Source organism: Burkholderia sp. Bp9012 (assembly GCF_003853825.1).
Lineage (GTDB): Bacteria > Pseudomonadota > Gammaproteobacteria > Burkholderiales > Burkholderiaceae > Burkholderia > Burkholderia diffusa.
On record NZ_QTQA01000004.1, the window covers coordinates 59,358 to 83,932 of the forward strand.

Sequence of the window (24,575 nt, forward strand, 5' to 3'; positions counted from 1 at the left end):
ACCCGGAGAGGGCCGTCGCGACGAGGGGATAAAACGGGGGAGGATCGAAAGCCGACGAACGCCGGCGTGCGGGATTTACGCGTGGTTACAAAGCTGACGCGTGCGCCGCGGGGCGCGGCGCACGCGGGGGGCCGTCAGTCTTCGCGGCGCAGGTGCGGGAACAGCAGCACGTCGCGAATCGTCGGGCTGTCGGTCAGCAGCATCACGAGACGGTCGATGCCAATCCCGCAACCACCCGTCGGCGGCATTCCGTGTTCGAGCGCGCGGATGTAGTCGGCGTCGAAGAACATCGCTTCCTCGTCGCCTGCATCCTTCTGCTCGACCTGCTTCTTGAAGCGCGCGGCCTGGTCTTCCGGATCGTTCAGCTCCGAGAAGCCGTTCGCGATCTCGCGGCCGGTCATGAACAGTTCGAAACGCTCGGTAATGCCCGGCACCGTATCCGATGCGCGTGCGAGCGGCGACACCTCGACCGGGTAGTCGATGATGTAGGTCGGCTCCCACAGCTGCGATTCGGCGGTTTCCTCGAACAGCGCGAGCTGCAGCGCGCCGATGCCGGCGTTCAGGAAGGCCGGCTGCGACACGTCCACGCCGAGGCGCTTCAGTTCGGAGCGCAGGAACGCGTCGTCCGACAGCTGGCCGTCGGTGTACTGCGGCGCGTACTTCTGGATCGCCTGCGTGATCGTCAGGCGGTGGAACGGCTTCGCGAGGTCGAGCTCGCGCCCCTGGTACTGGATCGTCGCGGTGCCGAGCGCATCGATCGCCGCCTGGCGGATCAACTGCTCGGTGAAGTCCATCAGCCAGCGGTAGTCGGTGTACGCGGCGTAGAACTCCATCATCGTGAATTCCGGGTTGTGGCGCGGCGACACGCCTTCATTCCGGAAGTTGCGGTTGATCTCGAACACGCGCTCGAAGCCGCCGACGATCAGGCGCTTCAGGTACAGCTCCGGCGCGATACGCAGGAACATCTGCATGTCGAGCGCGTTGTGGTGCGTGACGAACGGCTTCGCCGCGGCACCGCCCGGGATCGGGTGCAGCATCGGCGTTTCGACTTCCATGAAGTCGGCGTTGTCCATGAACTTGCGGATCGACGCAATGGTCTTGGTGCGCGCACGGAACGTGTCGCGCGTTTCCGGCGTGACGATCAGGTCGACGTAGCGCTGGCGGTAGCGCATTTCCTGGTCGGCGAGGCCGTGGAACTTGTCCGGCAGCGGACGCAGCGCCTTCGACAGCAGGCGCAGCTCCTTGCACTGGACCGACAGCTCGCCCTTGTTGGTGCGGAACAGCACGCCGCGTGCGGCGACGATGTCGCCGAGGTCCCACTTCTTGAATGCGTCGTAGGTTTCCGTTCCGACGTCGTTCGGCGTCACGAAGAACTGGATCTGGCCCGAACCGTCCTGCACCGTCGCGAAGCTCGCCTTGCCCATCACGCGCTTGAGCATCATGCGGCCGGCGACCGACACCTCGACCGGGTTCGCCTCGAGCGCGGCCTTGTCCGAGTCGGCGAATTTCGCCTGGAGATCGGCGGCGTGATGCGTCGGCCGGAAATCGTTCGGATAGGCGACGCCTTGCTCGCGCAATGCGCGCAGCTTCTCGCGGCGCTCGGCGATGATCTGGTTTTCGTCCGCCGCGACGGCGGGCTGCGTTTGGGTCGGTTCGGTCATGATGGTCGGAATTCGGAGTGGGTGCGGCAACGCAACGGGAAGGGCGGCGCGACCGGAGAGGCCGCGCCGCGGCGCTTACACGCCCTGTTTGAGGCTCGCGCTGATGAAGTCGTCGAGATCGCCGTCGAGCACGGCTCGCGTGTTGCTCATTTCGACGTTCGTACGGAGGTCCTTCACGCGGCTCTGGTCGAGCACGTACGAGCGGATCTGGTGGCCCCAGCCCACATCGGTCTTGCTCGATTCGAGCTTGTCCTGCTCGGCCTGGCGCTTGCGCATTTCGGCTTCGTACAGGCGCGACTTCAGCATGGCCATCGCTTCGGCACGGTTGCGGTGCTGCGAGCGGTCGTTCTGGCACTGCACGACAATGCCGGTCGGCATGTGCGTGATCCGCACGGCCGAGTCGGTCTTGTTGATGTGCTGGCCGCCGGCGCCCGAGGCGCGGTACGTGTCGATGCGCAGGTCGGCCGGGTTGACTTCGACTTCGATCGAGTCGTCGATTTCCGGATACACGAACACCGACGAGAACGACGTGTGGCGGCCGCCCGACGAGTCGAACGGCGACTTGCGCACGAGGCGGTGAATGCCCGTTTCGGTGCGCAGGAAGCCGTATGCGTATTCGCCCGTGACCTTGACCGTCGCGTTTTTGATGCCGGCGACGTCGCCGTCGGATTCTTCGAGCACTTCGGCCTTGAAGCCCTTGCGCTCGCAGTAGCGCAGGTACTGGCGCAGCAGCATCGAAGCCCAGTCGCACGCCTCGGTGCCGCCGGCGCCGGCCTGGATGTCGATGAAGCAGTTGTTCGGGTCGGCCGGGTTCGAGAACATCCGGCGGAATTCGATGTCGCCGACGCGCGCTTCGAGCTTCTTCGCGTCGTCTTCGGATGCGATGAGGGTGTCTTCGTCGCCTTCCTCGCGTGCCAGCTCGAACAGGTCGAGCGCATCGCGCAGGTCGCTATCGAGTGCCGTCAGCGTCGTGACGACGCCTTCGAGCAGCTTCTTCTCGCGGCCGAGTGCCTGGGCGTTCTTCGAATCGTTCCAGACGTTCGGGTCTTCGAGTTCCTTGTTGACTTCGGTCAGACGCGCAGATTTGGCGTCGTAGTCAAAGATACCCCCGAAGCTCGCCCGCGCGCGTGCGCAGGTCGAGCAGGGAGCTTTCGATCGCGTTGAGACGTTCCGCTTCCATGATCGTTCGCTATTCTTGCTTCGTAAAAAAGCGGAATTATAGCCGATCGGCGGGGTTTCCCGGTGACGCGGAACGTGCTTGCATGTGCGCCGCAGCCGCGCGTTCGGCGCGGCGCGCATGCGGCCCGCGAGTGCCGCGGGCCGGTTGGCCGGGCGGGCGGCGTTCAGCCGGCCGCGTGTTCGACGATCAGCTGGACGCGCGTCACGCCGTTCCACGTGTCGGCCACGAGGCGGTACGCGATCAGCGCGCTCGCCGGCAGCGGCTCGGTGTGATTGAACCAGATCGCGTTGAAGCGCTGGCGGCCGCGCGCCAACTGCAGCTTCAGGTGCTTTTCCTTCACGAGCGACTGCGACACGACGTCGAATTCCCCGGAGAAAAGCGGGGCCGGAAAACCCTGGCCCCAGACGGCTTCGTCGAGCAGCCCGACGAACTGCGGCGTGAAATACGCTTCCTCGAGTTCGCCGTCGGTCTCGATCACGCGCGCCAGCGCGTCGTCGGACAACCACTCGCGCGCGACGGCCTCGAACGCGGCCGCGAAGCGCGGCACGTTGCCGGTGTCGAGCGTGAGGCCGGCCGCCATCGCGTGGCCGCCGAACGCGACGATCAGGTCGGGTTCGCGCTTCGACACCAGGTCGAGTGCATCGCGCAGGTGGAAGCCGGGAATCGAGCGGCCCGAACCTTTGACCCGCGTGCCGGCTTCGTCCGCATGCGCGAACGTGAACGACGGGCGATGGAACTTCTCCTTGAGCCGCCCGGCGACGATGCCGATCACGCCCTGGTGCCATTCGGGATTGAACAGCGTGATCGTGCATGCGTCGGCCGGATCAACGTCGGCGAGATCGGCGAGCGCCTGCTGCTGCATACCGGCCTCGATCTCGCGGCGCTCGCGGTTCATCGTGTCGAGCTGTTGCGCGAGGTCCCATGCGCGGCCGATGTCGTCGGTGATCAGGCACTCGATGCCGAGCGACATGTCCGACAGCCGCCCGGCGGCGTTCAGGCGCGGGCCGAGGCCAAAGCCGAGGTCGAAGCCCGACGCGGTGCGCGCCTCGCGGCCGGCCGCGCGGAACAGCGCGGCGATGCCCGGCTGCATGCGGCCGTTGCGGATGCGCTGCAGCCCCTGCGCGACGAGCACGCGGTTGTTGCCGTCGAGCCGCACCACGTCGGCGACGGTGCCGAGCGCGACGAGGTCGAGCAGTCCGTCGAGGCGGGGTTCGGCCTCCTTGCTCGCGAACGCGCCGCGGCGGCGCAGCTCGGCGCGCAGCGCGAGCAGCACGTAGAACATCACGCCGACGCCGGCGATGTGCTTGCTCGGGAACGCGCAGCCGGGCTGGTTCGGGTTGACGATCGCGCGCGCGGCGGGCAGCGCGTCGCCGGGCAGATGGTGGTCGGTGACGAGCACATCGATGCCGCGCGCGTTCGCGGCTTCGACACCCGCGACGCTCGCGATCCCGTTGTCGACGGTGATCAGCAGGTCGGGCTTGCGCGCGGCCGCGAGTTCGACGATTTCAGGCGTGAGCCCGTAGCCGTATTCGAAGCGGTTCGGCACCAGGTAGTCGATCTGCGCGCCGAACATCCGCAGGCCACGCACCGCGACTGCGCAGGCGGTTGCGCCGTCGCAGTCGTAGTCGGCGACGACCAGCAGGCGCCGCTTGTCGGCAATCGCGTCGGCGAGCAGCGCCGCGGCGTCCGCGCAGCCTTTCAGTTCGGTGGGCGGGACGAGGCGCGCGAGGGCCGTCTCGATGTCGGTCGGGGACTGCACGCCGCGCGACGCATACAGTCGTGCGAGGACGGGATGCAGTCCGTGGCGCGCGAGCGCTTCGGCGTCGGCGGGCGCGACGGGGCGGGTAACGATCCGGGTCATACAGGTCGGGTTATTCGAACAGGGATACCAGCGCGCGGCGGCGCCAGAACTTGCGCAGGTCGCCGCGCGTCGCGTGCAGCGTCACGGAGCTGGTGTCGCCGCACAGCGTGAAATCGACGCCGGCCAGCTCGCCGTTCTGCAGCGCGGCAAGGGACGGCGCGAACCAGTCGCGCTCGAGCGCGGCGAGCGCATCGTGCCAGCGTGACCAGTCCTGCTCGATGTACGGGGCGGACAGCGTGGGCAGCTCGACGAGCGACGCGCCGGCGGCGGCGGGCAGTGCGTCGAATGCGGCCGGCACGGCGCCGGCTTCGGTTTGCGCCGCGCGTGCGAGGCCGAGCGCCGCGGGCGACGCGGACAGCACGCGCGCGAACGGCTTGCCGACCGGCTTCAGCGTGCCTTGCGCATGGAACCAGATCGAATTGACGGCGGGCAACCCGCGCGCTTCGCGCGCTTCGTTCACCGGATGCTGGAACCATGCCATCTGCACTTCGTTCTGCAGCTTCATCCACATCCGCGAGCGTTCGCCGGTGTGCGCCTCGTGCGGCAGCCAGATCTCGATGTTGCGGCCGCTCGCGCGCAGCGGCGCTGCGCCGGCGAGGCGGGCGAACTGCTCGCTGGACAGGTACCAGCGCGCTGGCTGCGGCGCCTCCAGTCGCACGCCGAGCTCCTCGATCAGCGGGCGCGCGACTGCCAGCAAGGCAGCTGCGTCGCCGTCGTCGAGCGCGAGGCTCGCCGGGTCGACGAGCACAAGGTGATCGTGCGCGATTTCGACATGGACGGGCTCGACGCACGCCCAGGCCTGGGTACCCGGGTCGCCGCCGTCCGCCAGCAGCATGTAGGGTGCGAGCGGCGCCTCGTCGGCGGCGTTGCCCTGGGTCGCGCCGAACTGGCGGGCCAGCCAGCGCTCGTGCGGCAGCGTGCGCTGGAAGTCCTCGCCTGCCACGCGCTCGACGAGGTTGGCGCGGGCGAGCAACTTTTCGAGCGCGGGGCTGTCCAGCGTGTGCAGGGACGAGGCCGCATCGGCCGCCGACGGCAGCGCGAACGGAACGAGAAAATGGAGGCGTCGGTCGTGCATGATGGTGCGCATTGTATGGCAAACTGCGCGCGTGATCGGGCCGGCGGACGGCCCGATTGCGTCCGGCGACCGTTTTTTCGGCCGTGCCCGGGCGGCCGGCCGCCGCCGGACGGCGCTCCGGCCACGGGCCGCCATCCCCGCCGTAACCAGCAGAAAGGATTCGCTTGAAACTTCCGTACGAATGGCAGATCGGCTGGCGCTACACGCGCGCCGGCAAACGCACGACCGGCAACGGCTTCATTTCCTTCATCGCACTGGTGTCGATGCTCGGGATCGCGCTTGGCGTCGCGGCGCTGATCGTCGTGCTGTCCGTGATGAACGGCTTCCAGAAGGAAGTGCGCGACCGCATGCTGTCGGTGCTCGCGCACGTCGAGGTGTTCTCGCCGACCGGCTCGATGCCCGACTGGCAACTGACCGCGCAGGAAGCGCGGCGCAATACTTCGGTGGTCGGCGCGGCGCCGTACGTCGACGCGCAGGCGCTGCTCACGCGCCAGGACGCGGTGAGTGGCGTGATGCTGCGCGGCGTCGAGCCGTCGCTCGAACCGCAGGTGTCGGACATCGGCAAGGACATGAAGGCAGGCCAGCTCGCCGCGCTCGTGCCCGGCCAGTTCGGCATCGTGCTCGGCGACGCGCTCGCCGGCAACCTCGGCGTGACGGTCGGCGACAAGGTCACGCTTGTCGCGCCCGAAGGGACGATCACGCCGGCCGGGATGATGCCGCGACTCAAGCAGTTCACGGTGGTCGGCGTGTTCGAGTCGGGCCACTACGAATACGACAGCACGCTCGCGATGATCAACATCCGCGACGCGGAGGCACTGTTCCGGATGTCCGCGCCGACCGGCGTGCGGCTGCGGCTCACCGACATGCAGAAGGCGCCGCAGGTCGCGGTCGAGCTGTCGCATACGCTGTCGGGCAGCCTGTACATTCGCGACTGGACCCAGCAGAACAAGACATGGTTCTCGGCCGTGCAGATCGAGAAGCGGATGATGTTCATCATCCTCACGCTGATCATCGCGGTGGCCGCATTCAACCTCGTGTCGTCGCTGGTGATGACGGTGACCAACAAGCAGGCCGACATCGCGATCCTGCGCACGCTCGGCGCGCAGCCCGGCTCGATCATGAAGATCTTCGTCGTGCAGGGCGTGACGATCGGCTTCGTCGGCACCGCGTCGGGCGTCGCGCTCGGCTGCCTGATCGCGTGGAGCATTCCGTGGCTGATCCCGATGATCGAGCATCTGTTCGGCGTGCAGTTCCTGCCGCCGTCGGTGTACTTCATCAGCGAGCTGCCGTCGGAGCTCGTCGCGGGCGACGTCATCAAGATCGGCCTGATCGCGTTCGTGCTGTCGGCGGTCGCCACGCTCTATCCGAGCTGGCGCGGCGCAAAGGTGAAGCCGGCGGAGGCGCTGCGCTATGAATGATCGCGCGACCGCATTGGCGGATTCACGACAACCCCTCAGACAGGATTCGGCAGGTATGCAGGAATACGTGCTTCAGGCGCGCGGGATCACAAAGGCGTTCGTGCAGGGCGGCTTCAACGTGCAGGTGCTCAACAACGCCGAATTGACGGTGCGGCGCGGCGAGAAGCTCGCGATCGTCGGCGCGTCGGGCTCCGGCAAGAGCACGCTGCTGCACGTGCTGGGCGGCCTCGACGAACCGAGCGCGGGCGAAGTGTCGCTGCTCGGCAAGCCGTTTACGCAACTCGCCGAGCGCGAACGCAACGAGCTGCGCAATCGCGCGCTCGGCTTCGTCTACCAGTTCCATCACCTGCTGCCGGAATTCACCGCGCTCGACAACGTCGCGATGCCGCTGCGCATCCGCCGGATGACGACCGAGGACGCGCGCGCGCAGGCACAGGCGATGCTCGAACGCGTCGGTCTCGGCCCGCGTGCGAAGCACCGGCCGGGCGAGCTGTCGGGCGGCGAGCGGCAACGCGTGGCGATCGCGCGCGCGCTGGTGACGAAGCCCGCGTGCGTACTCGCCGACGAGCCGACCGGCAACCTCGACGGCACGACCGCCGACACGGTGTTCAACCTGATGCTCGAACTGTCCGAGACGCTCGAAACGAGCTTCGTGATCGTCACGCACGATCCCGAGCTCGCGGCGCGCTGCGACCGCATCATGCGCCTGCGCGACGGCGTGCTGCATGAGGAGCCGGCGCTGCCGGTGTGAACGAACGCCCCGCCGTGCCGCCGGGCGAGTCCCGGTACGGCGGCGAGGGCGCAGGAAAGCCGCCATGTGGATCGATACGCATTGCCATCTCGATGCTGCCGAGTTCGACACCGACCGCGACGTCGTCGTGCATGCGGCGCGCGCGGCCGGCGTGTCGCGCATCGTGATCCCAAGCGTCGGGCGCGACAATTTCACGACCGTGCGCGAACTGGCCCAGCGCACGCCAGGTGCGGTCTATGCGCTCGGCATCCATCCGATGTATACGCCGCACGCGCGCGACGAGGATCTCGACCGCCTGCGCATGGAGATCGAGGCGAGCCTCGATGATCCGCGCTTCGTCGCGATCGGCGAGATCGGTCTCGACTACTTCGTGCCGGGGCTCGACGAGGACCGCCAGCAATTCTTCTATCAGGGGCAGCTCAAGCTCGCGCGCGAATTCGACCTGCCGGTGCTGTGCCACGTGCGCAAGTCGCAGGACCGCGTGCTCGCCGGGCTGCGCCGCTTCGGCGTGCGGCGCGGCATCGCACATGCGTTCAACGGCAGTTTCCAGCAGGCCGACGCGTATCTCGCACAGGGGCTGCATCTCGGTTTCGGCGGCAACGTGACGTTCGGACGGGCGTTGCAGATCCGGCGGCTCGCCGCACAGTTGCCGCTCGACGCGATCGTCGTCGAGACGGATGCGCCCGACATCGCACCCGAGTGGGCGTACAAGTCCCGCAACGCGCCCGACCAGGTGCCGCGCATCGGCGGCGTGCTCGCCGAACTGCGCGGGATCGACGCGCACGCGCTGTCCCTATCCACAACGGCTAACGCGCTCGCCGCGCTGCCGCGCCTCGCACTTTCGTCCGCATAATCGTTGCCGGAGGGTGCCGCATCGACGGCGGCGCCAGGTCGACGAGGAGGTGCGATGCGCGTGTGGTGGATCGCGTTTGCGCTCGGCGTCGTCGTGCTGCAGCGGCAGGCGGCGTTGCCGGGCATGGGCGGCTGGGTAGGCGGCGCGGTCGTGCTGGCCGGTTGCGGTGCGCTGCTCGCATGGTGTGCACGGCGCCGTCGAACCCGCTCGATCGTCGCGCTCCGGTGGATGCTGTGCGCCTGCGCCGCCTGCGCGATCGGATTCGGCTATGCGGCCGCACGCGCGGAATGGCGGCTGCGTGACGGCCTGCCTGTCGAGCGGGAAGGGCGCGACATCGTCGTCACGGGCGTGATCAGCGGGTTGCCGGTGATCGACGACACCGGCGCGCGACTGCTGTTGGCCGTCGAATCGAACGATGCGGGGCTGGCCCGTTTCCCTCCGCTGATCCGGTTGTCGTGGCGCACCTACGGCGCGCCCGCCGCACGCAACGCGATGCCCGATTTGCGCGCCGCGCAGCGCTGGCGCCTCGTCGTGCGCCTGAAACGCCCGCATGCCGAGGCGAATCCCGGCGTGCGCGACAGCGAGGCGGCGTGGCTCGCCGCGGGCATTCGTGCGATCGGCTATGTGGTCGCGCCCGAGCGGGCGGAACTGCTCGACGCACGTGCATCGGGGTGGCGCGCGTCGATCGATCGGCTGCGCGACGCGCTGCGCAACGGTATCGGTGACGCGCTCGGCAGCGACGCGCGCCATCGCGGCATCGTGACCGCGCTCGCGGTCGGCGATCAATCCGGCATCGGCGACGACGCGTGGCGCGTGCTGCGCAATACGGGTACGAGTCATCTGGTCGCGATTTCGGGCCTGCACGTCGGACTCGTCGGCGCGATCGCGGGCGGGATCGTATCGTGGGTCTGGCGACGTCTGCGCTGGCGCGGACATGCCGCGGCGCTCGTGATGCCGGCGCCCTATGCGGCTTCGATGGCGGCGCTGACGGCCGCCGCCGGCTACGCGTCGCTTGCCGGCTTCAACGTGCCGGCGCAGCGCGCGTGGTGGATGATCGCGGCCGGGGCGGCTGCCTGTCTTGCCGGACGCAGCGTGCCGACGTCCGCCGTGTTGTGCGCGGCGCTCGGCGGCGTGCTGCTTGTCGATCCGTGGGCGGTGGTGTCGGCCGGGTTCTGGCTGTCTTTTGGCGCGGTCGCCGTAATCCTGATGTCCGTGGCGGGCTGGGGCGCGGTGCGCGAATTCGACGGCGGTGACGACCGTGGGACGGACGGTACTGCCCCGGTCGACCGCCGCCGCAGGCTGCGCGCTTGGTGCAAGCGTGCCGGGCACCGTGTCGCGCAGGCGACGCGCGTGCAGTACGCGGTGACGATCGGTCTTGCGCCGCTGACGGCCGCGTGGTTCGCTCAGATCTCGGTATCGGGCCCGTTCGGCAATGCGTTTGCGATCCCGTGGGTCAGCGCCGTCGTGACGCCGATCGTGCTCGCCGGGATCGGGTTGCCCGCGCCGCTGGACGCGTATGCGTTCCGGCTCGCGCATGCGGCGCTCGAACCGATGATGGCGCTGCTCCGGCACCTCGCCGACTGGCCGGCCGGCGTGTTCTGGCTGCGCATGCCCGACTGGCCGGTTCTGGCGCTTGCGTGCGTGGGTGTCGCATGGGTCTTGATGCCGCGCGGCTGGCCGCTGCGCTGGGCGGCGCCGATGACATGGCTGCCGCTGGTCGCGCCGGCACCCGATGCGCCGCCGCCTGGCGGCTTCCGGCTGACCGTGCTCGATGTCGGGCAGGGCGCGTCGGTGCTGGTGGAGACCGCGCGCCGGACCTTGCTGTTCGATGCGGGGCCGGGCGCGGAGTCGACCCATGCCGGTGCGCGGATCGTCGCACCGGCATTGCGTGCCCGCGGAATCCGTACCGTCGATTCGCTCGTCCTGAGTCATGCGGACGCCGATCACGCGGGCGGCGCGGCGGCCGTCTATGCGGCCGCCGAGGTCCGCCAGCTGCTCGCCGGCATTGCGCCGCAGCACCGGCTGTGGCGTGACGCGCGGGCGGCCGGCGTGGCCGATCGGCTGCCGTGCGCGGCCGGGCAGCGGTGGACCTGGGACGGCGTCGTATTCACGATGTTGTGGCCGCCGGGTGTTGCCGGCGCTGGTTCCTCGAACGAACAATCGTGCGTGCTGCGCATCGACGCGGGCGACACGTCGGCGCTGCTGACGGGCGACATCGAGGCACGCGCCGAGCGCCGGCTGGTGGACGATGCGCGCGACGCGCTGGCCGCGCAGATCCTCGTTGTGCCGCACCACGGCAGCCGCACGTCGTCGGTCGAGCCTTTCCTCGATTCGGTCGGGCCGCGCGTCGCGGTATTTCCTGTAGGCTATCGCAATCGATTCGGACATCCGCACCGGACGGTCCTTGCGCGCTACGAAATGCGCGGGATTCCGCTGCCGCGCACCGATCGCGACGGGGCCGTGAGGTTCGACGTCGCCCCGACGGGCGGCGGTTTCGCGTTTGAGCGTCATCGCGATGCGCAGCGGCGGTACTGGATGGACCGGTGAGCGTCGCGATGGCGCGGGTCAAGAATGAGGAGGCCGGAGGAAGTGCTGAAGCACTGACTCCCGCCGGCAAAGGAGACATCGGCGTTTGAAGGACATCCTCCATTTCTCGCATGCGAACGGTTTTCCGGCATCGACGTACCGGACGATCTTCGCCGAGCTGGCAGACGACTACGAGCTGCGCTACATCGAGCGCATCGGTCACGACCGCCGCTACCCGGTGACGCGCGACTGGCCGCATCTCGTCGAGCAACTGCTCGACGACATTGGCAGCCGCTACGAGCGCCCGGTCTGGCTCGTCGGCCATTCGCTCGGCGGCTACCTGTCGCTGATGGCTGCGCTGAAGAAGCCGCACTGGGTGCGCGGCGTGGTGATGATCGATTCGCCGATCATCGCGGGATGGCGCGCCGGCGCATTGCGCGCGAGCCAGTGGGCCGGGCTCGACGAGCGGCTGTCGCCGGCGGCCGCGACGCGCAATCGGCGTACGCGCTGGGTGAGCCGCGACGAAGCCTGGCGGCACTTTCACGAGAAACCCGCGTTCGCGCGCTGGGACGAGCGGATGCTGTCCGACTACATCGACTACGGCATTCCGCAGGCGGGCGCCGACGGCGAACGCGTCCTCGCGTTCGACCGGCAGGTCGAATACCTGATCTACCGGACGCTGCCGCATACGCTCGGCCCGCGGCTCGCGCACGGCGCGCCGGTGCCGCTCGGCTTTCTCGCCGGTACGCGCTCGCGCGAAGTGCGGCAGGTCGGGCTCGATGCGACGCGTCGCGCGGCGCGCGGGCGCATCGAATGGCTCGAGGGTAGCCACCTGTTCCCGATGGAGCGGCCGATCGAGACGGCCCGCGCATTGCAGCGGATGCTGAGTTCGCTGAAGATGGCGGAGGGTGGCGTGCCGCGCGACAGTGCGGCGCTCGCGAAAAGCGCCTGACGCATCGGTCCGGTGCACCGCGCCGGCGTGCGCGGTTGCACCGACCGGCCGGCCGGTTCGCCCCGGCGCGCACGGTTGGCGCGGCACAGCGCGAAAGGGCAGGATCATCGCGTCAATTGCTGAGAGAAGGGCGGGCTTTACGGTATAATCCGTTTTTCCCGCGAGCATTCAGCGATGACCAAATATGTTTTCGTCACCGGCGGCGTAGTTTCTTCCCTCGGCAAGGGTATTGCCGCCGCCTCCCTCGCCGCGATCCTCGAATCGCGCGGTCTGAAAGTCACCCTCCTCAAACTCGATCCCTACATCAACGTCGACCCCGGCACGATGAGCCCGTTCCAGCACGGCGAAGTGTTCGTGACGGAAGACGGAGCGGAGACCGACCTCGACCTCGGCCACTATGAGCGCTTCATCAGCACGAAGATGCGCAAGGCCAACAACTTCACGACCGGCCAGATCTACGAATCGGTGATCCGCAAGGAACGCCGCGGCGACTATCTCGGCAAGACCGTGCAGGTGATTCCGCACATCACGAACGAAATCCAGGCGTTCATCGAGCGCGGGGCGGCATCTGCCACCTGCGGCGAGCCGGACGTCGCGATCGTCGAGATCGGCGGCACGGTCGGCGACATCGAGTCGCTGCCGTTCCTCGAGGCCGCGCGCCAGATGAGCCTGCGCCTCGGCCGCAACAGCGCGTGCTTCGTGCACCTGACGCTCGTGCCGTACGTCGCGACGGCCGGCGAGCTGAAGACGAAGCCGACCCAGCACAGCGTGCAGAAGCTGCGCGAGATCGGCATCCTGCCGCACGTGCTGCTGTGCCGTGCGGATCGCCGCATCCCCGACGACGAATCGAAGAAGATCTCGATGTTCTCGAACGTGCCGGAAGACGCCGTGATCTCGGTGTGGGACGCCGACAGCATCTACAAGATTCCGCAGATGCTGCACGACCAGGGCCTCGACCGGATCATCTGCGAAGAGCTGAAGCTGTCGCCGAAGGACGCCGACCTGAGCATGTGGTCGGCGCTCGTCGAGAAGCTGGAAAACCCGAAGCACGAAGTCACGATCGGCATGGTCGGCAAGTATGTCGACCTGACCGAGTCGTACAAGTCGCTGATCGAGGCGCTGCGCCACGCATCGCTGCACACGTCGACCAAGGTCAACATCGAGTACATCGACTCGGAAGAGATCGAGACGAATGGTGTCGATAGCCTGAAGCATCTCGACGCCGTGCTGGTGCCGGGCGGTTTCGGCCGTCGTGGCACGGAAGGCAAGATCGCGGCGATCCGCTACGCGCGCGAGTCGAAGGTGCCGTACCTCGGCATCTGCCTCGGCATGCAGCTTGCGGTGATCGAATTCGCACGCGACGTCGTCGGCCTGAAGCAGGCGAACAGCACGGAATTCGATCCGGATACGCCGGAACGCGTGGTCGCGCTGATTACCGAGTGGTACGACCGCGAAGGCAAGGTCGAGACGCGCACCGAGGAATCCGATCTCGGCGGCACGATGCGCCTCGGCTCGCAACGTTGCCCGATCAAGCCCGGCACGATGGCCGAAGAGATCTATGGCAAGGACGTGAACGAGCGTCACCGCCACCGTTATGAAGTCAATAACCGCTTCGTGCCCCAGCTCGAAGCCGGCGGCCTTATCATCAGCGCCCGTACCCCGAGCGAGGATCTGCCGGAAATGATGGAGCTGCCGCGTTCGATGCACCCGTGGTTCGTCGGCGTCCAGTTCCACCCGGAATTCACGTCCACGCCGCGTGACGGTCATCCCCTGTTCAAGTCGTTCGTCGAAGCCGCGCTCGCCAACAAGCAAGCGCGTGGAGTGCAAGCATGAAGCTGTGCGATTTCGAGGTCGGTCTCGACCAGCCTTTCTTCCTGATCGCGGGTACCTGCGTCGTCGAATCGGAGCAAATGACGATCGACACGGCGGGCCGCCTGAAGGAGATCTGCGAGAAGCTGAACGTTCCGTTCATCTACAAGTCGTCCTACGACAAGGCGAATCGCAGCTCGGGCAAGTCGTTTCGCGGTCTCGGAATGGACGAAGGGCTGCGGATCCTCGGCGAGGTGAAGCGTCAGCTCGGCCTGCCGGTGCTGACCGACGTGCATTCGATCGAAGAGATCGAGCAGGTCGCGTCGGTCGTCGACGTGCTGCAAACGCCCGCATTCCTGTGCCGCCAGACCGACTTCATCCACGCGTGCGCGCGCTCGGGCAAGCCCGTCAACATCAAGAAGGGTCAGTTCCTCGCGCCGCACGACATGAAGAACGTGATCGACAAGGCGCGCGACGCGGCGCGTGAAGCCGGTCTGTCGGAAGACCGCTTCATGGCGTGCGAGCGTGGAGTCTCGTTCGGCTACAACAACCTTGTGTCCGACATGCGTTCGCTCGCGATCATGCGCGAGACGAACGCGCCGGTCGTGTTCGACGCGACCCACTCGGTGCAGCTGCCGGGCGGGCAGGGCACGAGCTCGGGCGGCCAGCGCGAATTCGTGCCGGTGCTCGCGCGTGCGGCGGTCGCGACGGGCGTCGCGGGTCTCTTCATGGAGACGCACCCGAATCCGGCCGAGGCGAAGTCGGACGGCCCGAACGCGGTGCCGCTGAACCGGATGGGTGCGCTGCTGGAGACGCTCGTCACGCTCGATCAGGCGGTGAAGCGCAATCCGTTCCTGGAAAACGATTTCAATTAAAGATCGAATGAACCTTGTGACGGCTTCGCGCGTCAGTAGCGAAAGCGGTTCAGGCGCGCGCGCCGTCGCAGTTTGAAGAATCCATCGTCATTCTCAGAGGAAACCCATGAGTGCAATCGTAGATATCATCGGCCGCGAGATTCTGGATTCGCGCGGCAACCCCACCGTCGAATGCGACGTGCTGCTCGAATCGGGCACGATGGGCCGCGCGGCGGTGCCGTCGGGCGCGTCCACCGGCTCGCGTGAAGCGATCGAACTGCGCGACGGCGAAGCCGGCCGCTACAACGGCAAGGGCGTGCTGAAGGCAGTCGAGCACATCAACACCGAAATCTCCGAAGCCATCATGGGCCTCGACGCGTCGGAACAGGCGTTCCTCGACAAGACGCTGCTCGAGCTGGACGGCACCGACAACAAGTCGCGCCTCGGCGCGAACGCGATGCTGGCCGTGTCGATGGCCGTCGCGAAGGCAGCCGCTGAAGAAGCCGGCCTGCCGCTGTACCGCTACTTCGGCGGCTCGGGCGCGATGCAGCTGCCCGTCCCGATGATGAACATCGTCAACGGCGGCGCGCACGCGAACAACAGCCTCGACATCCAGGAATTCATGATCGTCCCGGTGAGCCAGCCGACGTTCCGTGAAGCTCTGCGTTGCGGCGCGGAAGTGTTCCACGCACTGAAGAAGATCCTGAGCGACCGCGGCATGAGCACGGCAGTCGGCGACGAAGGCGGCTTCGCGCCGAACTTCGGCAGCAACGACGAGTGCCTGTCGACGATCCTGCAGGCGATCGAGAAGGCCGGCTACCGTGCGGGCGAAGACGTGCTGCTCGCGCTCGACTGCGCGGCATCCGAGTTCTACCACGACGGCAAGTACCAGCTCGCGGGCGAAGGCCTGCAACTGTCGTCGGCCGAATTCACCGACTACCTCGCGACGCTCGCCGACAAGTTCCCGATCGTGTCGATCGAGGACGGCATGCACGAAGGCGACTGGGACGGCTGGAAGCTGTTGACCGAGCGCCTCGGCAAGAAGGTGCAGCTCGTCGGTGACGACCTGTTCGTCACGAACACGCGCATCCTGAAGGAAGGCATCGAGAAGGGTATCGCGAACTCGATCCTCATCAAGATCAACCAGATCGGTACGCTGACCGAAACGTTCGCGGCAATCGAAATGGCGAAGCGCGCGGGCTACACGGCCGTGATCTCGCACCGCTCGGGCGAAACGGAAGATTCGACGATCGCGGACATCGCGGTCGGCTTGAACGCCGGTCAGATCAAGACGGGTTCGCTGTCGCGCAGCGACCGCATCTCGAAGTACAACCAGCTGCTGCGCATCGAGGAAGACCTCGGCGATATCGCGAGCTACCCGGGCAAATCGGCTTTCTATAACCTGCGCTAACGCGCTACTATCGGGTTCGTCATCTCGACGCCGCTCTGTGCATGTCGCGCGGAGCGGCGCTTCTTATATCTGCGTCTTCTACATGCGGCTTGTCACTGTCGTCCTGATTGCCTTGCTGGCGCTCATTCAGTACCCCCTATGGTGGGGACACGGCGGCTGGTTGCGGGTGCATGAATTGCGCCAGCAACTCGGCGATCAACTGCAGAAGAACGCGGACGAGAAGCTGCGCAATGAACGGATCGCGGGCGAAGTGCAGGATCTGCAGGGCGGTACCGCGGCCATCGAGGAGCGCGCGCGCTACGAGATGGGCATGGTGAAGGACGGCGAAGTATTCGTGCAGTTCGTGTCGCCGAATGCGCCGGCGGCGCCGCTGAACAACGCGCCTTCGAGCATGTCGACGCGCGGTACCGTTTCCGCCGCGCCCGTGCGTGTCGTGCCGAACCCGCAGTCGATCGCGAAGCCGTCGCGGCATCATGGCGGCGAGAAGGGCAAGGCCGCGCATCACTGAGCGCGGGAGTCCGAACCATTGAAAAAGCGCGGGAAATGCCGCGCTTTTTTATTTCCTGTCAGTCGTCAATCGAATCGGTCGACGCGGATCACGCATCACCACCACCAGCCCGGGTAACCGTAGCCATATCCGATGCCGGTGCCCCACCGGTTTCCCCAACCGCCGCCGTAATAGCCGCCGTAGACGGTCACGGGGGGCGGCGAGTAATACGCCCACGCGCGCGCGGCGGCCTCCGCCGCCATCGCGTCGTTCTGCTCGCGCAGCACTTGCCGGTCGATCTCGTCGTAGCGTTTGCGCTCCGCGCTCGACAGTGCGGGCGGCTGGCCGCCCGAAGCGCCCGGTTCGGGCAGGCGGCTCAGGATCGTCGACGAAGGCGGCTGCACCGCGCAGCCGGCGAGGGCCAGTGTGCCGGCTGCGACACTGGTCAGGACGAGAGTGCGGAACGGGCGATTCATGTGTTTCTCCAGCAGCGCGCCGACAGCGGAAAGCGGTTTGTGCCGAAGGCGGACCTCCGGCGCCTGGGCCGTTGCGTGCGACGCTCGTGCGTCATTATGCACCCGCGCCGTGCATGGCCGGCACGGGCGCGCCGCTCGCTCAGTGACGCTGATCGGTCGCGGGCGTGATGCCGGTCGCGAGTTCCGGCGCGGCGAACAGCTGCGCGACGTCGACGGGATCGAACTCGTAGCGCTGGTTGCAGAACTCGCAGTGGATCTCGACGTGACCGCGCTCGACGATCACGCTCTCGACTTCGTCGCGCCCGAGCATGCGCAGCATCGCGCCGACCTTCTCGCGCGAGCACGAGCACTGGAAGCGCGTACCGGCCGGGTCGAAGTGCTGCACGTTTTCCTGCCAGAAGAGCCGACGGAACACGACTTCCGGTTCGACCTCGAGCAATTCCTTCGCGGACAGCGTGCCGCCGAGCGTGCAGACGCGCTCCCACGTGTCGGCGTCGGTCTCGGCGTTGCGCGGCACGATGCCGCCGTCGCCCGGCAGCTTCTGCAGCAGCATGCCGACCGCGCGGTCGCGATCGGCCGCGAGCCACAGCCGCGTGTCGAGCTGCTCCGAGTGATGCATGTAATGCTCGAGCACTTGCGATACCGATTCGAGCGGACCGTCGACGCCGTTCAGCGGCACGATGCCTTGGTACGGCTGCTGGCCCGGCAGCTTCTCGGCCGGGTCGAGCGTGATCACGCATCGGCCGTGGCCGCTCGCGTTGACGAGCGACGCGAAGTGCGTGTCGTCGCCGATCGTCTGCGCGACGTCGCCGGCGAACTTGGCCGTGGCGCGCATCGACAGGTCCGAGCCGCACTGGACGACCAGCATCTGGACCGGCCCGTCGCCGAAGATCTGCATGATCAGGGTGCCGTGAAATTTCAGGTTCGCGGACAGCAGCGCACACGCAGCCATCATCTCGCCGAGCACCGTGCGCACCGGGGCAGGGTAGTCACGGCGGGAAAGCACCTCTTGCCACGTGTTGCGCAGCGACACGATCTCGCCGCGCACGGGTGCCGAATTGAACATGAATTTCTGTAACTGGTCGCTCACTCTTCTTCCTTGAAATCCGCGCGAATCAGCCGATCCGCACGAGTTGCTCCTTGAAATGCGCGCGTCGTTCGACGTACGTCTTCGCATTTGCGCGCAGCCGCGCGATGTCGTCTGCCGACAGCTCGCGCACGACTTTCGCCGGGGCGCCGAGAATCAGCGAGTTGTCCGGGAACGTCTTGCCTTCTGTCACGACCGCGCCGGCACCAACCAGACAGTTGCGGCCGATGACCGCTCCATTCAAGACCACCGCCTGAATCCCGATCAGCGAACCTTCCCCGATCGTGCATCCGTGCAGCATCGCCTGGTGCCCGATCGTCACGTTTTCGGCAATCGTCAGAGGAAATCCGGGGTCCGTATGCAGGACCGCGCCTTCCTGGACGTTGCTGCCGGCACCGACCGAGATCGTCTCGTTGTCGCCGCGAATCGTCGCACCGAACCATACGCTCGCGTTTTCCTCGAGCACGACCTTGCCGATGATGGCCGCCGTATCGGCGACGAATACGCTTTCGTGGATCGTCGGGGCCGTCTCGCCCAGTTTGTAGATCGTCACGGAGTCTCCTGGTCTCTTCGATGATGGGCGCCGGTAGAATGGCGCGTCTGGCGTGCCGGGTGCATTGCGTGACGGCACAAACGTACATTGTAAACCGTCGCGTGCATGCGCACTGGCGGTGCCCAGTTTGATGAACATGGAGCCTTCTTCTTTCATGGCTGCGCCACACTGCGTGCGTCGCGCCGCGCTGGACGCCCTGCGGATGTCCGAGCCGGCCGCGAAGGCCGCTCGGGTCCGCGCGCTGCATGACGCGCTGCTGGCCGGGCAGGCCACGATCGCACCGACGCTCGATCTGGACGAACCGACCGACCTGCCCGGCCGTCCGGCTCGCCCGCCGCTCGTCGAGCCGCGCGAGCTCGAGCGCCGCAGCATGCGCTCGCCCGCGGGGCGCGCGGTGCTGCTGCACGCCCTCGCGCATATCGAATTCAACGCGATCAACCTCGCGCTCGACGCCGTGTGGCGCTTCGCCGGGATGCCCGACGCATTCTATGCGGACTGGCTGAAGGTCGCGGCCGAGGAGGCTCATCACTTCACGCTGTTGTCCGGGCGGCTCGCCGAGTTCGGGCATGCGTACGGGGATTTTCCCGCGCACAACGGGCTGTGGGAGATGTGCGAGCGGACCAAGGCCGATCCGCTCGCGCGGATGGCGCTCGTGCCGCGCACGCTCGAGGCGCGCGGACTCGACGCGTCGCCGTCGATCCGGGCGCGGCTCGTGCAGGCGGGCGACGATGCGTCCGCGGCGATCCTCGACGTGATCCTGCGCGACGAGATCGGCCACGTCGCGATCGGGAATCGCTGGTTCCGGTATCTGTGCGACGAGGCCGGCCGCGATCCGGTGCCGGCCTATCGCGAGCTCGCCGAGCAGTACCATGCGCCGCGGCTGCGCGGCCCGTTCAATTTCGACGCGCGCCGCACCGCGGGATTCGAGCAGGCGGAGCTGGACGAGCTCGCCGCGCAGGACGCGGCGGACGGCAACGCGGCCGGTTAGCACGTCCGGGCGCCGCCGGCTCCCGGCGGGCGGGCGAAGGCTGTCGCTGCGTCGGCCTCGCGGATCGTTCGGCGGCATGTCCGCGGCGTCCGACAGGCCGATTCCGCACGCCGCGTCGCTAGAGAGCCGCCTCGACTGCCAGGCGCCGGAATGGAGGCGTCATCGCTATAATCGAACGATCATTCTTTTTTTGGCGGCTGCAATGAGTGCCTCGAGTTCTGTTTCCGATTTCGTCACGGTGCGCGGCGTCAAGCTGCATGTGGGGCGCTGGGGCCGGCCCGATGCGCCGACGCTGTTCATGCTGCATGGCTGGATGGACGTCGCGGCATCGTTCCAGTTCGTCGTCGACGCGCTCGCGGGCGACTGGCAGGTGATCGCGCCGGATGCACGCGGCTTCGGCCTGTCCGACTGGCCGGTCGCGAGGCAGGGCGGCGGTCATTACTGGTTCCACGAGTACCTGGGCGACCTCGATGCGCTCGTCGATCACTATGCACCCACCGGCGAAGTCAATCTGGTCGGGCACAGCATGGGGGCCAACGTCGTGTGCCTGTACGCGGGCGCGCGCCCGGAGCGCGTGCGGCGCGTGGTCGACCTCGAAGGGTTCGGGCTCGCCCCCGCGCGGGCCGAGCAGGCGCCGCGCCGGCTGCGCGGCTGGCTCGACGAGCTGCGCGAGCCGCCGGTGTTGCGCCCGTATGCGTCGCTCGACGACGTGGCGGCCCGGCTGATCAAGACCAATCCGCGGCTCGATCCGCACCGCGCCGCGTTCCTCGCCGCGCACTGGTCGAAGCGTGGCGATGACGGCCTCTACCACCTGCTGGCGGACCCCGCGCACAAGATGGCGGGCCCGCAGCTGTACCGGCTCGACGAGGTGATGGCCGTCTGGAAGCAGGTGCGCGCGAAGGTGCTGCACGTCGAGGCCGTCAATTCGCCGACGCTCGCGTATCTCGCCGGCGACATCCCGCTGCCGGAGTTCAAGGCGCGCTTCGGCGCGTTCCCCGACTGGCGCGAAAAGCTCGTCGAGGATGCCGGCCACATGGTTCATCACGACCAGCCGGAGCAGATCGCGGCGCTGATCGAGGCGTTCTGCGCGTAGGCTGGCGGCGGCGCGGGAGGCAGGCGGGCGGCGCAATTGCCGCATTGCAGTAGAATGAAGCTTCACCTGCCATATCGACAATGAACGCTGATCTCCACTGCCATTCGAATGTTTCCGACGGGTTGCTGTCGCCTGCCGACGTCGCGCGCCGCGCCCATGCCGGCGGCGTGACCCTGTGGGCGCTGACCGACCACGACGAGATCGGCGGCCAGGCGGCGGCACGCAGCGAGGCGGAGGCGCTGGGGATGCGCTACCTGAGCGGCGTCGAGATTTCGGTCACGTGGGCGTCGCGCACCGTGCACATCGTCGGGCTGAACATCGATCCGTCGAACCCGACGCTCGTCGATGGCCTCTACCGCACGCGCCACGGCCGCGCCGCGCGTGCGCGGGCGATTGCCGCGCAGCTCGAGACGCTCGGCATTCCCGGCGCGTACGAAGGCGCGCTGAAGTACGTATCGAATCCCGACCTGATCTCGCGCACCCACTTCGCGCGCTTCCTGGTCGAGAACGGCCATGCCGAATCGACCTCCGATGTGTTCGACCGCCTGCTCGGCGACGGCAAGCCCGGGTTCGTCCCGCACCGCTGGGCGACGTTGTCCGACGCCGTTGCATGGATTCGCGCGGCGGGCGGCGAGGCCGTGGTCGCGCACCCGGGCCGCTACCGCTACACGCCGGTCGAATTCGATGCGTTTTTCGGTGAATTCATCGATCTCGGCGGCCGCGCGATCGAGGTCATTACGGGCAGCCACACGCCCGACCAGTACCGCGAATACGCGGACGTCGCGCGCCGCTTCGGCTTCGAGGTGTCGCGCGGCTCGGATTTCCATGCGCCGGGCGAGGGTCGCATCGAGCTCGGCAGCCTGCCGCCTTTGCCGCCCGACCTGAAACCGCTCTGGGAGCGCTGGCTCTGACGTACCGCGGCCGCTTGCCGCTGGCGCTGCCGCCGAGGCGCGCATCCGACTTCTCCCTCTTTACGTGTCCCCATGTCCCAGTTCTTCAGGATTCATCCGGATAATCCGCAGCCGCGCCTGATCAAGCAGGCCGCGGACATCGTCAGCAAGGGCGGCGTGATCGCGATGCCGACCGATTCGAGCTACGCGCTCGCGTGCCACCTCGATGACAAGGATGCAGTCGAGCGCGTGCGCCGCATCCGCGGCCTCGACGAGAAGCAGCACCTGTCGCTGCTCGTGCGCGACCTGTCGGAACTGGCCAACTTCGCGATGGTGGACAATCGTCAGTATCGGCAGATCAAGTCGGTGACGCCGGGCCCGTACGTGTTCATCCTGCAGGCGACGAAGGAAGTGCCGCGTCGTCTGTCGCACCCGTCGCGCAAGACGATCGGGCTGCGCGTGCCCGATCACGCGATCACGCTCGCGCTGCTCGAATCGCTCGGCCAGCCGCTGCTTGGCACGACGCTGATCCTGCCGCCGGACGACGAGCCGCTCAACGATCCCGACGACATCCGCGCGCGGCTCGAGAAGCAGGTCGATCTCGTGATCGACGGTGGTGCGTGTCCGCGCGAACCGTCGACGGTGATCGATCTGACGGGCGACGAGCCGCAGCTCGTGCGTGCCGGGCGCGGTGCGCTCGAACCGTTCGGGCTTTCGGCCGCGTAAGCGCCATTCATTTTTGCGCGAGTGCGCTTGTTACAATAACGCGATATGGACGCTTCCCTGATACAGACCATCGCCGTCTACGCACTGCCCGTGATCTTCGCGATCACGTTGCACGAGGCTGCGCACGGCTATGCCGCGCGCCTGCTCGGCGACAACACCGCCTACATGATGGGGCGCGTGTCGTTCAACCCGATGCGCCACATCGATCCGCTCGGCACGATCGCGATCCCGCTCGCGATGTATTTCCTGACGGGCGGCGCGTTCCTGTTTGGCTATGCGAAACCGGTGCCGGTATCGTTCGGCAACCTGCGCGATCCGCGCTGGGGCAGCCTGTGGGTGTCGCTGGCTGGCCCGGCCTGCAACTTCGTGCAGGCACTGATCTGGGGCGTGCTGACCATCGTACTGCCCGCTGCCGGCATCGACGAGCCGTTCTTCACGCGGATGGCCTACGCAGGCGTCAGCGCGAACCTGGTGCTCGGCGTGCTGAACCTGTTTCCGCTGCCGCCGCTCGACGGCGGCCGCATCCTGGCGGCGCTGCTGCCGCCGAAGCAATCGATCGCGCTGTCGCGAATCGAGCCGTACGGTTTCATCATCGTCCTCGTGCTGGTCTCGACGGGCGTGCTGACGAACTTCTGGCTGCGGCCGCTCGTGAATGCCGCGGCCGGCGTGCTGAGCGCCATCCTGTCTCCCTTCGCCTCGCTTTTCTAACGACAATCATGTTCCCAGATCGTATTTTCTCCGGCATGCGACCCACCGGGTCGCTGCACCTCGGCCACTACCACGGCGTGCTGAAAAACTGGGTGAAGCTGCAGTCCGAGTACCCGTGCTTCTTCTGCGTGGTTGACTGGCATGCGCTGACGACGCACTACGAAACACCCGAGGTCATCGAGAAGAACGTGTGGGACGTGCTGATCGACTGGCTCGCGTCGGGTATCGATCCGGCGCAGGCGACGCTGTTCATCCAGAGCAAGGTGCCCGAACATGCGGAACTCGCGTTGCTGCTCGGCATGAGCACGCCGCTCGGCTGGCTCGAACGCGTGCCGACCTACAAGGAGCAGATGGAGAAGCTGAAGGACAAGGACCTGTCGACTTACGGCTTCCTCGGCTACCCGGTGCTGATGGCGGCCGACATCCTGCTGTACCGCGGCTCGCTCGTGCCGGTCGGCGAGGATCAGGTGCCGCACGTCGAGATGACGCGCGAGATCGCACGCCGCTTCAACTACTTGTACGGCCGCGAGCCGAGCTTCGAGGAGAAGGCGCTCGAAGCCGCGAAGAAGCTCGGCGGCAAGCGCGCGAAGCTTTATCACGAGCTGCGCAACGCGTACCAGCAGGAAGGCGACGACGAGGCGCTCGAACAGGCGCGCGCGATGCTGCAGGAATCGCAGAGCCTGTCGATGAGCGACCGCGAGCGCCTGTTCGGCTATCTCGAAGGCGCGCGCAAGATCATCCTGGTCGAGCCGCAGGCGCTTTTGACCGAAGCGTCCCGGATGCCGGGTCTCGACGGCCAGAAGATGTCGAAGTCGTACGGCAATACGATCGGCCTGCGCGAGGACGCGGAGACGATCACGAAGAAGGTCCGCACGATGCCGACCGATCCGGCACGCGTGCGCCGCACCGATCCGGGCGATCCGGACAAGTGCCCGGTGTGGCAGCTGCATCAGGTCTATACGGACGAAGCGACGCACCAGTGGGTGCAGAGCGGCTGCCGCTCGGCGGGCATCGGCTGCCTCGACTGCAAGCAGCCGGTCGTTGAAGGGATCCTGCGCGAACAGCAGCCGATGCTCGAGCGCGCACAGAAGTACATGGACGATCCGTCGCTGCTGCGCGCGATCGTCGCGGACGGCTGCGACAAGGCGCGCAAGCACGCGGTCGAGACGATGCGCGACGTGCGCGAGGCGATGGGCCTGTCGTACACCTGACCTGA

At 67.4% G+C, this 24,575-nt stretch carries 22 protein-coding genes; 15 read left to right on the plus strand and 7 right to left on the minus strand.

Translation table 11 applies throughout. The features are described 5' to 3' along the window. Window positions 1–134: 134 nt before the first annotated feature. The 4 genes from lysS to DIE11_RS06395 form a co-directional block, all read right to left on the minus strand. Window positions 135–1,661 carry a lysine--tRNA ligase gene (lysS, locus tag DIE11_RS06380; RefSeq protein WP_124622328.1) on the minus strand — a complete coding sequence of 509 codons (1,527 nt, stop codon included), beginning with the start codon at window positions 1,659–1,661 and terminating at the stop codon, window positions 135–137. 75 nt (window positions 1,662–1,736) lie between these two features. Then, window positions 1,737–2,841 (minus strand): peptide chain release factor 2 gene (gene prfB / locus DIE11_RS06385; protein WP_105787638.1). Its coding sequence is split into 2 segments (ribosomal slippage): window positions 1,737–2,759 and window positions 2,761–2,841, totalling 1,104 coding nucleotides; the frame shifts between segments, so codons are not numbered across the junction. Between the two features lie 163 nt (window positions 2,842–3,004). Further along, complete coding sequence (recJ, locus tag DIE11_RS06390) at window positions 3,005–4,702, minus strand: single-stranded-DNA-specific exonuclease RecJ (RefSeq protein WP_059608402.1); 1,698 nt, start codon at window positions 4,700–4,702, stop codon at window positions 3,005–3,007. A 10-nt stretch (window positions 4,703–4,712) separates the two neighbouring features. Beyond that, window positions 4,713–5,789, minus strand: a complete 1,077-nt coding sequence (locus DIE11_RS06395; RefSeq protein ID WP_185633730.1) for a regulator — start codon at window positions 5,787–5,789, stop codon at window positions 4,713–4,715. Between the two features lie 152 nt (window positions 5,790–5,941). On the opposite strand from DIE11_RS06395, the gene DIE11_RS06400 reads away from it, so the two are divergent. The 9 genes from DIE11_RS06400 to ftsB all read left to right on the plus strand — a co-directional run bounded on the left by DIE11_RS06400 (window position 5,942) and on the right by ftsB (window position 16,859). Further along, entirely contained in the window at window positions 5,942–7,195 is a 1,254-nt protein-coding gene (locus tag DIE11_RS06400) for a lipoprotein-releasing ABC transporter permease subunit (RefSeq protein WP_059608400.1), read from the plus strand. 55 nt (window positions 7,196–7,250) lie between these two features. Continuing rightward, window positions 7,251–7,946, plus strand: a complete 696-nt coding sequence (lolD, locus tag DIE11_RS06405; protein ID WP_059608399.1) for a lipoprotein-releasing ABC transporter ATP-binding protein LolD — start codon at window positions 7,251–7,253, stop codon at window positions 7,944–7,946. 64 nt (window positions 7,947–8,010) lie between these two features. After that, window positions 8,011–8,799, plus strand: a complete 789-nt coding sequence (locus DIE11_RS06410; RefSeq protein ID WP_059608398.1) for a TatD family hydrolase — start codon at window positions 8,011–8,013, stop codon at window positions 8,797–8,799. Between the two features lie 54 nt (window positions 8,800–8,853). After that, a complete protein-coding gene (locus DIE11_RS06415; protein WP_124622332.1) occupies window positions 8,854–11,346 on the plus strand; it encodes a DNA internalization-related competence protein ComEC/Rec2 in 2,493 nt (830 codons plus the stop codon). A gap of 85 nt (window positions 11,347–11,431) precedes the next feature. Further along, window positions 11,432–12,277, plus strand: a complete 846-nt coding sequence (locus DIE11_RS06420; protein WP_124622334.1) for an alpha/beta fold hydrolase — start codon at window positions 11,432–11,434, stop codon at window positions 12,275–12,277. A gap of 174 nt (window positions 12,278–12,451) precedes the next feature. After that, a complete protein-coding gene (locus tag DIE11_RS06425) occupies window positions 12,452–14,110 on the plus strand; it encodes a CTP synthase (RefSeq protein WP_059464180.1) in 1,659 nt (552 codons plus the stop codon). Beyond that, window positions 14,107–14,961: a 3-deoxy-8-phosphooctulonate synthase gene (gene kdsA, locus DIE11_RS06430; RefSeq protein ID WP_044848177.1), complete on the plus strand. Its 855-nt coding sequence runs from the start codon at window positions 14,107–14,109 to the stop codon at window positions 14,959–14,961. Before DIE11_RS06425 ends, kdsA begins: the two co-directional genes overlap by 4 nt. A 106-nt stretch (window positions 14,962–15,067) precedes the next feature. Then, a complete protein-coding gene (gene eno / locus DIE11_RS06435; protein WP_011885396.1) occupies window positions 15,068–16,351 on the plus strand; it encodes a phosphopyruvate hydratase in 1,284 nt (427 codons plus the stop codon). Between the two features lie 82 nt (window positions 16,352–16,433). Continuing rightward, window positions 16,434–16,859, plus strand: coding sequence for a cell division protein FtsB (ftsB, locus tag DIE11_RS06440; protein WP_124622336.1), 426 nt, complete (start codon window positions 16,434–16,436; stop codon window positions 16,857–16,859). A 95-nt stretch (window positions 16,860–16,954) separates the two neighbouring features. Here ftsB and DIE11_RS06445 read toward each other — a convergent pair whose 3' ends face one another. The 3 genes from DIE11_RS06445 to DIE11_RS06455 all read right to left on the minus strand — a co-directional run bounded on the left by DIE11_RS06445 (window position 16,955) and on the right by DIE11_RS06455 (window position 18,954). After that, on the minus strand, window positions 16,955–17,314 hold the full coding sequence (locus tag DIE11_RS06445; RefSeq protein WP_059817823.1) for a hypothetical protein: 360 nt from the start codon (window positions 17,312–17,314) through the stop codon (window positions 16,955–16,957). A gap of 139 nt (window positions 17,315–17,453) precedes the next feature. Continuing rightward, window positions 17,454–18,404 (minus strand): Hsp33 family molecular chaperone HslO, encoded by a 951-nt coding sequence (hslO, locus tag DIE11_RS06450; protein ID WP_124622338.1) that lies wholly within the window; start codon window positions 18,402–18,404, stop codon window positions 17,454–17,456. 25 nt (window positions 18,405–18,429) lie between these two features. After that, a complete protein-coding gene (locus tag DIE11_RS06455; RefSeq protein ID WP_059608392.1) occupies window positions 18,430–18,954 on the minus strand; it encodes a gamma carbonic anhydrase family protein in 525 nt (174 codons plus the stop codon). 130 nt (window positions 18,955–19,084) lie between these two features. On the opposite strand from DIE11_RS06455, the gene DIE11_RS06460 reads away from it, so the two are divergent. The 6 genes from DIE11_RS06460 (at window position 19,085) to DIE11_RS06485 (ending at window position 24,570) form a co-directional block, all read left to right on the plus strand. Next, window positions 19,085–19,942, plus strand: coding sequence for a ferritin-like domain-containing protein (locus DIE11_RS06460; protein ID WP_124622340.1), 858 nt, complete (start codon window positions 19,085–19,087; stop codon window positions 19,940–19,942). Between the two features lie 202 nt (window positions 19,943–20,144). Continuing rightward, window positions 20,145–21,035: an alpha/beta fold hydrolase gene (locus DIE11_RS06465; RefSeq protein WP_124622342.1), complete on the plus strand. Its 891-nt coding sequence runs from the start codon at window positions 20,145–20,147 to the stop codon at window positions 21,033–21,035. An 80-nt stretch (window positions 21,036–21,115) separates the two neighbouring features. Next, entirely contained in the window at window positions 21,116–21,946 is an 831-nt protein-coding gene (locus DIE11_RS06470) for a 3',5'-nucleoside bisphosphate phosphatase (protein WP_059608389.1), read from the plus strand. Between the two features lie 72 nt (window positions 21,947–22,018). After that, window positions 22,019–22,651, plus strand: a complete 633-nt coding sequence (locus DIE11_RS06475; protein WP_059535812.1) for an L-threonylcarbamoyladenylate synthase — start codon at window positions 22,019–22,021, stop codon at window positions 22,649–22,651. A 45-nt stretch (window positions 22,652–22,696) separates the two neighbouring features. Then, window positions 22,697–23,359: a site-2 protease family protein gene (locus tag DIE11_RS06480; RefSeq protein ID WP_059608387.1), complete on the plus strand. Its 663-nt coding sequence runs from the start codon at window positions 22,697–22,699 to the stop codon at window positions 23,357–23,359. Window positions 23,360–23,367: 8 nt separating this feature from the next. Continuing rightward, window positions 23,368–24,570 carry a tryptophan--tRNA ligase gene (locus DIE11_RS06485; RefSeq protein WP_124622344.1) on the plus strand — a complete coding sequence of 401 codons (1,203 nt, stop codon included), beginning with the start codon at window positions 23,368–23,370 and terminating at the stop codon, window positions 24,568–24,570. Window positions 24,571–24,575: the final 5 nt, after the last annotated feature.